This window comes from Halobacteriovorax sp. DA5, from assembly GCF_002903145.1.
GTDB lineage: Bacteria > Bdellovibrionota > Bacteriovoracia > Bacteriovoracales > Bacteriovoracaceae > Halobacteriovorax_A.
The window spans coordinates 140,621-151,266 of record NZ_PPDJ01000008.1 but is presented as its reverse complement, the minus strand read 5'-3'; the positions used below and the strand labels follow the sequence as shown (position 1 = coordinate 151,266).

The window sequence follows — 10,646 nt, the reverse complement described above, 5'->3', positions numbered from 1 at the left end:
GTGATTACATGCTGTATCATTTCCTCTATCCCTTAAGGGATGAATTCTTCGCATTTAATATTTTTAAATACATCACATTTAGAACAGTTGTGGCCTTCTTGCTCGCGACAGTTATCTCAGTTATTTGGGGTAAGTACTTTATCGGCTTCATGCAACGAAAGCAGTTTGGACAAGTGATTCGTGATGATGGACCAGAGTCTCACTTAAAAAAGGCCGGAACTCCAACAATGGGTGGTGTTTTTATCTTGGGTACGATTCTGTTGACTCTGTTAATAACTGGTAATTTTAATTCTCTTCCAGTTCTTATCACTTGTGGTGTTACAGCATCATATTTCGTTCTTGGCTTTATTGATGATTACGCAAAGATCTCTAAAGGAAATACAAAAGGTGTTTCGGCCAGAGGTAAGCTTATATGGCAATTTGCAACAGCGCTTATTGCGGTATTTGCAATGGTCCATTTTAATGTCATTGATACACAACTATTCGTTCCTTTTGTTAAGGGGCCAGTTTTTAATTTGATGAGTTTCTTTGTCATCTTTGGTGCCATCGTTATTGTCGGCTCGAGTAACGCCGTAAATTTAACGGATGGTCTAGATGGTTTGGCCATCGGTCCAATTATCACATCTGCAGCAACTCTTGGCTTTATTGCTTATGCAACAGGTCACAGAGAGATCGCATCATACCTTTTTGTGCCGTACGTTGAAAATGTTGGTGAATTAGCTGTCATTGGTGCTGCAATCGTCGGTGCAGGCGTTGGATTTTTATGGTATAACACATACCCAGCTCAGATTTTTATGGGTGACGTGGGGTCCCTTGCCTTAGGTGGTACACTAGGGACAATGGCCGTACTGACAAGAAGTGAATTACTTTTTGTTATTATTGGTGGTGTTTTTGTTGCCGAAGCAGTTTCGGTAATTTTACAGGTTGCTTCTTATAAAACTCGCAAGAAGAGAATTTTTAAGATGGCGCCGATACATCATCACTTTGAGCTGCTCGGTTGGGCCGAGCCAAAAGTAATTGTTAGATTTTGGATTATAAGTATATTTTTAGCGATTCTAGCAATCGCAACTTTGAAGATGAGGTAATTAATGGATAGATTTAGAAACAAGAATATTCTAATCGTAGGTATTGGAAAAACTGGTTTCAGACTCATAAACTTCTTTAATCGTCTTGAATGTAATATTCGAGTAACAGATATTAAACCTATCTTCGATCTCAATAAAGCAGTTAAGAAACTTCGTAAGATTAAGCCAGCAGTTGAAATGACTTTTGGTGAACACCTTGACGATGACTTTATTAATGCAGACGTTGTTGTGTACTCTGGATCGGTTGATCCGAATATGCCACAACTAGAGCTTGCAAGACGTGAAGGTAAAGAGGTTTACTCAGAATTCGCTCTTGGTAATAAGCTTTGCCGTAAGCCAATCATCGCTGTTTGTGGATCTCATGGTCGTACAACTGTAGCACACATGATTGGATTTACTCTAAGACAAGATGGAAAGAATGTATTCGTTGGTGGAACAAGTGAAAGTCCATTTATTGAGTATTCAATGCTTCCAAACAAAGATGAAATCGATTACGTAGTTGTTGAAGTTTCAGCAGTACAAATGAGACGTCTAACAGACTTCCACCCTAAGATGGTTGTCTTTACTGATATCGCAGATACTTACCCACAAGGACAATTCACGTCGATGGGTGAGTACATGGAAACAAAACTAAGTATCATTAAGACTTTATCTCCTGATGACACTTTAATTGTTAACTTCGATAAGCTTGCAAATAATAGCTTCTTTAGAAATGCAAATTGCCAAACTTATTGGTACTCGAGAAGGTCATTCGTTAAGCTTGGTGTAATGGAAGAGATTCAAGGAACGCACTTCCACGATCGTCGTATCCATTCAAATATCAATTACCACTCAGAATTTGTTGTTAAGAAAATGAGAATCATTGGTCAAAACAACCGTGAAAACTTACTAGCTGCTATCACTGCATGTAAGGCACTAGACCTTTCTGATGAAGCAATTCAAACATGTGTAACAAAATTCCCAGGAATTCCACACAGAATTGAATTCTTAATGGAAAAGAACGGTGTATCTTTCTATAACGATTCAAAAGCTACTGATATGAGAACACTAGTTGAGACAACTAAGGCGTTTAAAACTCCTGTTATCTTAATTGCTGGTGGGAAAGACATTGAAGAACTTGAGTATGAAGCATTCACTGATGAGCTAATCCAAACGACAAGAATCATTGTTCTAGTTGGTGAGGCAAAAGAAAGAATGAACCGTGCTCTTGGTGAGCACCCACAAACTTTCATTGTTGGATCTTTTGAAGAGTCTGTTCTATTTGCTTATCAAAAGTCGAGAACTGGTGACACGATTATTCTTTCACCAGGTAACCCTGCAACGGATTTCTTTAGAGATTACGAAGAGCGTGGGAACTACTTCAAAAAACTTGTTTATCAATTGTAATTTTTTGAAATAATAATTATAGAAATGCCTGCTTAATGCAGGCATTTTTTTTATGCCTAATACAGAACAAGTTTTAAGTCATATGATCTCGTCATGAAGGTTCTGTTATTTTTTATTTTTGTTTCTATTTTTTCTACTCAAATCAAAGCTAATCCAGATTATGTAAAAGTCTGTGAAAATCTAGTTGATAAGCGCTTAACAAAGTACAATCAATTTCGTTTTAAAAAACAATGCTCGCAAATTACAACAAAGTATCAGTACCAATGCTTAACAGATATTTTAGATAATCGAAGGGCCTTAAGCCTAGTTGAGTTTAATGCTTGTACATATGTGAAGAGCGCAGAGACTTATGCAAGTATTCGTGAAGTGGCCAAGTATTACCACAGTAGTGTGAATAGTTTTCACGTAACAGTAGCGGCATTAGTTAAAAATAAAAAAGAAAGAGAGTGCGTTTTAAGTATCATTCAAAGAGAAGGTCTGGATCCATTCAACGCCTATACTTGTTTTGATGAGCGTGGATTTGATCCAATAAGACAATTTGCTCAGATGTACATCAAGTAATCCAACGCACAGCTTCTTATATTTATACTGCATCGAATTCAAAATTCATATATTATGAATATATGAACACTCTTGAAAACACGGATCGTTTTGGAAAACTCTTTTTAATTATCACATCAATTATCGTTGGTGTTGGTATTGTCATGGTTTACTCCTCATCTTATATGTTTTCAAAAGAAGTTTACGGTACAAGTCTTCACTTCTTTTCAAGACAAATACTTTTTGCACTAGTAGGCGTAGCAATGGCCTATGTTGTCGCAAAGACGAAGTATCAATTTTGGATTAAGTTTTCATTTCACTTAAATCTTGTGGTCGCTTTTCTATTAGTTCTAACTTTTATTCCTGGATTAGGGGTTGTTGCAAAAGGTGCCAACCGATGGATCAACTTAGGATTTGGATCTCTTCAGCCAGGAGAGCTTGCAAAGTACACAATCCTTATGATGTCTCTTTTCTTTTTTGAAAATTATGAAAAGCTAAATTTAAAGAATCGACTAAAGTACGTTGCAAATATAGGCTTAGTCTTATTACTACTTCTTTTACAACCAGATTTTGGTACATTTTTTATTTGTGCTTTAGGAATGGGTTTTTCTTGTTTCATTTCAAACTTCAATAGAAAGTACTTTTATATCATGGGCGTAACAGGCACGATTCTCTCGGCGCTAATTCTCGTTGCTCAGCCTTATCGTGTTAAGCGTTTAATGGCATTTCTTGATCCTTGGGCCAATCCAAGAGGAAGTGGTTTTCAGGTAATTCAATCATGGATTGGGTTTGCTAATGGTGGCTTTTTTGGAAAGGGAATTGGCAATAGTTTGGAAAAATTATTTTTTCTTCCAGAAGCACATAACGACTTTATTTTCTCAGTTATTGGTGAAGAATTTGGTTTCTTAGGGGTTCTAGGTTTTGTCGTACTTTTCATTGCCTTTACTCATATTGGTTTTAAGCTTGCCTTAACTTTAAAAGACGACATCGCTAAGAAAATGGTCATGTCCATTATTTTTATCATTGGTGTTCAAGCATGTTTAAATATGGGTGTGGTTTTAGGACTTCTTCCAACTAAAGGCTTAAACCTTCCTTTTGTTAGTTATGGAGGCTCATCTCTAATGAGTAATCTAATTGCAATCGGTGTAATCTTCTCTTGTGTGTCACGTCAACGATCGATATCAAATGAGAAGCCGTTTTTTTCTCAACAATAGCCATTATATGCGCTAAATTTAGAAGAAGTAATCTTGTGAAAAGGAACAAGTATGAATATTAATATTCAAAATATTAGCGTGCATTTTATTGGAATTGGTGGAATTGGTATGAGCGGTATCGCTGAAATTCTACTAAGCCTTGGCTATAAAGTAACAGGTTCAGATATTAGTGAATCAGCAAATGTTGCAAGACTTAGAAGTCTAGGAGCTGAAGTATTTATCGGACACAAGCGTGAGAATATCACACCGGATACTACTGTGGTGGTTTACTCATCTGCTGTTAACGAAACAAATCCAGAAATGCAGATGGCGCGTGAAAAACAAATTCCTATTATGAGAAGAGCTGAGATGTTAGCTGAACTTATGAGACTTAAAAGAGGAATCGCAATTGCTGGTACTCATGGCAAGACGACGACAACGAGTTTTTTAGCGACGATCTTACAGGCCAGTAACTATGAGCCAACATATATAATTGGTGGTATTGTTTCCAATCTTGCTGGTCATGCAAAGGTTGGTACTGGTGAGTATCTTGTTGCAGAAGCGGACGAATCAGATGGATCATTTCTTATGCTAAATCCAATTATGTCTGTCGTAACAAACATCGATCTTGATCACATGGATCACTATGGAAGTGAAGATGTATTAATGGATAGCTTTGAAGAATTTATTAATAAAGTTCCATTCTATGGTCTTTCTTCTTTAAATGCAGATGACAAGAGACTAATGAGTCTCGTGCCAAAGGTTAAAAAACCTATTGTTACTTTTGGAATTGAAAAAGAAGCAGATTATAGGGCCGTCGATATTAAAATGTCTGACCTTTGCTCTGAGTTTGATCTTATTGTTGAGTCGCAAAATCTTGGACGTTTCACAATTAATCTTCCAGGTAAGCACAATGTTCAAAATGCTCTAGGGGCTATCTCTATTGCACATAAAATGGGAGTTCCTGTCGACATGATTAGAAGCTCAATTCGAAGCTTTGAAAATGTAGGGCGTCGTTTCCAGTTACTATATAAAACAGATGAAGTGGAAATCTTAGATGATTATGGTCATCATCCAACAGAAATTGCTAACACTCTAAATACTTTAAAAGAAATTAGATCACATAAGAAGATTGCAATCTTTGAACCGCACCGTTTTTCAAGAACTAAAGACTGTTGGAATGAATTCCTACATTGCTTTAATGATGTTGATGAATTGTATATGTGTCCAATATATCCTGCCAGTGAAAGTCCTATCCCAGGAATTACTTCAGAAAGATTAGTTGAAGATATTAATCGTCTTCACCCTGGACTTGCAAAGAATATTGAGCTTAAAGATTTAGATACAATTATTAAGTCTAATAAGAATTCGACAATTATGACTTTGGGAGCTGGTTCTATTGGCCGTGTGATTAGAGAATGGGTTTTAGATAACGATCGCAATGAATAAGATTGAAGATATCCTAAGTAATATTCAAAATATTGAAGTTGAGATAGATAAAGATCTATCAAAATATTCAACGATGAGACTTCAGTCTAAAGGTGACCTAATTACTGTAAAGGATTTGGTTGCCCTTAAAGAAGTTGTAAGAACACTTACATCTAAAAATATAACTTATATGCTTTTAGGTCTTGGTGCTAACCAACTTTTAAATGAGAGAATTGTAAATCCAATAATTAATTTAGACTTTGATTATGATCGTGCGATTTTTAATCAATATAGAGAAAGTTATATTCTTCCTGCGTCAGTGAAGTTATCAAGCTTAACTTCTCATGCCTCAAAATTTGGTAACAAAGGATGGGAGGTTATAACAGGGATACCTGCAACTCTTGGTGGGGCCGTATTTATGAATGCTGGCACAGGCCTTGGCTGGATTAGTGAAATCATCGCCTGCGTTTGGTATATTGATAAAGAGGGGAATGAATATCTTCATGAGGTAACGAAAGATAGTTTTTCTTATCGTCAAAACAACTTTCTAAAGCCAGGTGATGTTGTTTATAAAGTCGAGCTAGTTGCTAATGGGCAAGATAAATACCTTGGAGAAAAGATTCGTAACTACTTACTAATGAGAAATAAGTCACAGCCATTAAAGGAAAAAACTTGTGGAAGTGTCTTTAAAAATATCGTTGGAGATAAGCGAACTTGCACTGCAGGACAATTTATTGATATACTTAATTTGAAAGGATTACAGGTTGGTGACGTACGAGTAAGTAATCTCCATGGGAATTTTATGGAGAATTTCGATAAAGCCACGGCCAGCGATGTAAAAGAACTTATTAAAATTGTTCAGGATGAGCTTTACCTCAATTACGGTTTAAAGTTTGAGCCTGAAGTCAGGATAGATATTTAATGAAAAAAGCTATTTCAATTATTTCTTTTCTTCTTTTGAGTGGATCTGCATTAGCAGTCTCTCAACCTACGGAGAAGATTAAATATAAGACAGCTTTTGGTAAATGTCCTTCACGTGCTGCTGGAACACTTACACTGAAACTAGTGAAAGACTTTGAAAAGAATCGTTCTTTAAGAAGTATGAAGAATCTTATTGCAGCAGATAAATTGAAAGAAAAACATTTCTTATCAGATTACGCTATTAAGTATGATCCAATGGAAGGAATGCTAAACTTTATCTACGAATGTCCATCCCCATTAATGAAAGTTCAAATCTATAAAGAGAATGGGATGGAGTCTTATGAAGCAATTCTTGTTGATAATGGTCAACTATTTGATCCTACTTATGAGATACTTCTAAGAACTGAAAAAAAATTAAATTATGCTCTACCATACCTTGCTATCCCAGTAGGGGAAATGGATAAGACTGTTCAGAAAAATATCACTCGTATTATTGCAGATCTTGATCTTGTTTTTAGAAAGTTAATTTCTGAAGTTATCATCAGTGATGATAAAGAGTTAACGATGATTCTTTCAATTAAAGGAAAGCCTTCGAGCGTCTTTATGGGTAAAGATGAATGGCCTCTTAAAGTTGAAAAGTTGACTCAAATCATTGGTTATATGAACAAGAAAAAGAAAATTCCATCTGTGATAAATATTACAAATTCCAAAAAAGTTGTTGTCAAGTTCAACGACTAATTCTAAAATTTCATTATATGCGGTAAAAATTGCCGTTAGATTTCTTTATTAACAGAATGATTCTGTAAGAAAAACTAGAGAAAGGATTCTCAATGAAAGAAAAAAACATCGTTGTCGGTTTAGACGTTGGTACAACTAAAGTCTGCACAATCGTAGGTATCCAAAACATTTCTAATCAAAACACTGGTAAAGCTGAGCTTGAAATCATTGGTATTGGTACACATCCAAGTCATGGTTTAAAGAAAGGCAGTGTTGTAAATATCGATAAAACAGTACGCTCAATTCATAACTCGCTTGAAGAAGCTAGGCTAATGGCAGGAGTTGATATCCATAGCGCAACTATTGGAATCGCTGGTAGTCATATCTACAGCTTCAATAGTTCTGGTGTTGTTGCTGTTAAAGGAAATGAAATTTCTCAAGATGATGTTGATCGCGTACTTGAAGCAGCAAAGGCTGTTGTAATGCCAAGTGATCGCGAAATCATTCACGTAATTGCACAAGAGTATAAAGTTGATAATACAACTGGTATTAAAAATCCAATTGGTATGTGTGGAACTCGTCTAGAGGCACACGTTCATATTGTTACTGGATCAATCTCTTTGATTCAAAATTTAGTAAAGTGTGTTGAGCATACAGGTGTTAAAGTTGAAAACGTTACACTTCAACCAATTGCTTCTTCTGAATCAGTTCTTTCTCCTGAAGAAAAAGAAATGGGGACATTACTAGTTGATATCGGTGGTGGAACAACAGATCTTGCACTATGGAAAGATGGTGCTCTTGTTCATACACAGGTAATTCCAGTTGGTGGAAATCATTTCACAAATGATCTAGCTGTAGCACTTAAGATTCCTCATGCAGAAGCTGAAAGAATTAAAATTAACCACGGATCTGTTCTTCCAGAACAAGTTAATCAATCAGCTCACATTACAGTTCAAGGGATTTCTGGAACTAAGCCAAGAGAAGTACAACTGCACACAGTCGCAAATGTACTTGGTGCAAGAGCGGAAGAATTATTTGATCTAATTAAAAATATTATTAAAGAAAAAAATCTTGGTGATGAAATCAGTGGGGGAGTTGTTCTTACTGGTGGTGGTGCCATGATTAAGGGAATGCCTGAGATTGGTGAGTATCTTCTAGAGAGACCACTTAAAATAGGTTTCCCAATAGCTTTTGGTGGCATGACAAATATTATGCAAAATCCAAAATTTTCAACTGTATTAGGTCTTCTACTTGAAGCCTCAAAAGGCAGAGAAGTTGAAGTAGAAGAGGAAGAAGATATTAATCAAATAGATATTGTAAGCAAATTATCAGGATCTATTAAATCAGTATTCAGAGAAATTTTTTAAATAAGGGGGAACTTATGTTCGAAATTTCTGACAACAACGAATTAAAACTAACTGAAGGCGCGAAGATTCGCGTTGTTGGTGTTGGTGGCGGTGGCTGTAATGCCGTAAACACAATGATTAAGGCCGGTCTAACTGGTGTTGAATATATTGTTGCTAACACTGACTCACAAGCACTTGCTGTAAACTTAGCACCAACAAAAGTACAACTAGGTGTTGAGCTAACTAAAGGTCTTGGCGCTGGGGCCAACCCAGAAGTAGGTCGTAAAGCAGCTCTAGATGAGTATGAAATGCTAAGCCAGGTTCTAGAGGGATCTGACATGGTATTTATCACTGCCGGTATGGGTGGTGGAACAGGAACTGGTGCAGCTCCTGTAATTGCAAAACTTGCACGTGAGCTTGGTGCTCTTACTGTTGGTGTTGTTACAAAACCATTTATCTTCGAAGGTAAGAAGAGAATGAGACAAGCATCAACTGGTATCCAAACTCTAGAGGAAAATGTTGATTCACTAATTACAATTCCTAACCAAAGACTTCTTCAATTAGCAGGTGAAAGCTTATCTTTAGTAGAAACTTTCATGAAAGCTGATGAAGTACTTTTAAATGCAGTTAGAGGTATCTCTGACCTTATCAATACTACTGGTCATATCAATGCTGACTTTGCAGACGTTTCAACTGTTATGTCTAATAAAGGACTTGCTCTAATGGGTACAGGTCTTTGTGCAGGTCCAGATAGAGCTATTAAAGCAGCTAATGAAGCTATCTCTTCACCACTACTGGAAGATATTTCAATTGATGGTGCAACTGGTATCATCATTAACATCACTGGTGGTTCTTCAATGACTATGCATGAAGTAAATGAAGCAGCTACTTTAATTATGGAAGCAGCTGATGAAGATGCAGAAGTAATCTTTGGTTCTGTAGTTGATGATGAGCTTGAAGATAATATCAAAGTAACAGTAATCGCTACTGGTCTTGGTGGTCGTGAAGCAGCTGTTAATGTAGCTCCTCAACAAGAACTTAGAAGACCAGTTGTTCAAGAGTCTAAGCCAGTATATGTAGCACCTGTAGCTCCAGCTGCTCCACTTGTTGAAGAAAAGCCAGTTTATGAGCAACCAGTTGCTCAACCTGCTATGCAACAAGCTGCTTACCATGAAGCTCCTGTTCAATCTAACCCACAGGTAGATGCAATGAGAGAGATTCAAATGGAAGCTCAACGTGAACAACTTGTACAAGATACAGTAGTTGAAAGTTCAAGAGCTCACTCATTTGATGGTGATAACTTAGAAACGACTCAAAGACCAAGTCTTACTGATTCAATTAGAGAAGCTGCATCTCAATATGAAGCTTCAAAGTCTGAAGTAGACCCATGGGCCAATGAGAAAGTATTAACTGGGAACAATACTGCTGAGAAATCAGATCGTCCAAAATCAATTGCGGAAAAACTAGGTTTTATCAATTTTGATGAAGATGAATTAGATACTCCTTCATACTTAAGAAAAGAAGAAACACAACAACCTTCTGGAACTGAAACTTTTCGCCAAGTAGAGCGATAGGATTCCCCCCAAAGTATATTTGATGGAAACATCAAAAAAGAGGGCCCGTAAGGGCCCTTTTTTTTATAATGAATTTGATTTTAAAATATTTGATTTGAATGATTCTAACAGCTCTGCTGTATCGGCCTTAAAATCTTCTGGAAGCTTAATTAAGAGTTTTGAATTATTATGCGGAATATTTCTTAAGACAAGTCTGTAGTTTCCTTCCCATTCTTGCCAGCTCAATTCATATTGCCAACGACTAAATTGACCACCACCAAATTTCACATCTCTTTTTTCAGGCATTAAAGCATCAATAGTATAAGATACTTTTTGTTTTAAACCAGCTGATGTTAAATCCTTTTCACATTCTCTAATTAAGCGGTCATGTTTAGAGTCAAAGACAATATTTGGTTTATTCTCTTTCATGATCTGATTAATTTGGCCTTTTAGTATTTCAAGATCGTTCACTTTTAC

At 36.4% G+C, this 10,646-nt stretch carries 10 protein-coding genes; 9 read left to right on the top strand and 1 reads right to left on the bottom strand.

The window, feature by feature from the left end:
* Positions 1-8 precede the first annotated feature (8 nt).
* The 9 genes from mraY to ftsZ all read left to right on the top strand — a co-directional run bounded on the left by mraY (position 9) and on the right by ftsZ (position 10,190).
* On the top strand, positions 9-1,085 hold the full coding sequence (gene mraY, locus C0Z22_RS11510; RefSeq protein WP_103218523.1) for a phospho-N-acetylmuramoyl-pentapeptide-transferase: 1,077 nt from the start codon (positions 9-11) through the stop codon (positions 1,083-1,085).
* Positions 1,086-1,088: 3 nt separating this feature from the next.
* The gene (murD, locus tag C0Z22_RS11505; protein WP_103218522.1) at positions 1,089-2,471 is read left to right on the top strand and encodes a UDP-N-acetylmuramoyl-L-alanine--D-glutamate ligase; all 1,383 of its coding nucleotides are present in this window, start codon (positions 1,089-1,091) and stop codon (positions 2,469-2,471) included.
* 93 nt (positions 2,472-2,564) lie between these two features.
* Entirely contained in the window at positions 2,565-3,032 is a 468-nt protein-coding gene (locus C0Z22_RS11500; protein ID WP_103218521.1) for a hypothetical protein, read from the top strand.
* Between the two features lie 62 nt (positions 3,033-3,094).
* The gene (gene ftsW / locus C0Z22_RS11495) at positions 3,095-4,225 is read left to right on the top strand and encodes a putative lipid II flippase FtsW (RefSeq protein WP_103218520.1); all 1,131 of its coding nucleotides are present in this window, start codon (positions 3,095-3,097) and stop codon (positions 4,223-4,225) included.
* A 51-nt stretch (positions 4,226-4,276) separates the two neighbouring features.
* Complete coding sequence (gene murC, locus C0Z22_RS11490) at positions 4,277-5,653, top strand: UDP-N-acetylmuramate--L-alanine ligase (protein ID WP_103218519.1); 1,377 nt, start codon at positions 4,277-4,279, stop codon at positions 5,651-5,653.
* Positions 5,646-6,554 carry a UDP-N-acetylmuramate dehydrogenase gene (gene murB, locus C0Z22_RS11485; protein WP_103218518.1) on the top strand — a complete coding sequence of 303 codons (909 nt, stop codon included), beginning with the start codon at positions 5,646-5,648 and terminating at the stop codon, positions 6,552-6,554. The genes murC and murB overlap by 8 nt, the downstream gene beginning before the upstream one ends.
* Positions 6,554-7,291, top strand: a complete 738-nt coding sequence (locus tag C0Z22_RS11480) for a hypothetical protein (RefSeq protein WP_103218517.1) — start codon at positions 6,554-6,556, stop codon at positions 7,289-7,291. The genes murB and C0Z22_RS11480 overlap by 1 nt, the downstream gene beginning before the upstream one ends.
* A 92-nt stretch (positions 7,292-7,383) precedes the next feature.
* A complete protein-coding gene (ftsA, locus tag C0Z22_RS11475; protein ID WP_103218516.1) occupies positions 7,384-8,637 on the top strand; it encodes a cell division protein FtsA in 1,254 nt (417 codons plus the stop codon).
* 14 nt (positions 8,638-8,651) lie between these two features.
* Positions 8,652-10,190, top strand: coding sequence for a cell division protein FtsZ (gene ftsZ, locus C0Z22_RS16425; RefSeq protein WP_103218515.1), 1,539 nt, complete (start codon positions 8,652-8,654; stop codon positions 10,188-10,190).
* A 63-nt stretch (positions 10,191-10,253) separates the two neighbouring features.
* Here the strand turns inward: ftsZ and C0Z22_RS11465 are convergent, their stop codons facing one another.
* The gene (locus tag C0Z22_RS11465; protein ID WP_103218514.1) at positions 10,254-10,640 is read right to left on the bottom strand and encodes a hypothetical protein; all 387 of its coding nucleotides are present in this window, start codon (positions 10,638-10,640) and stop codon (positions 10,254-10,256) included.
* Positions 10,641-10,646 lie beyond the last annotated feature (6 nt).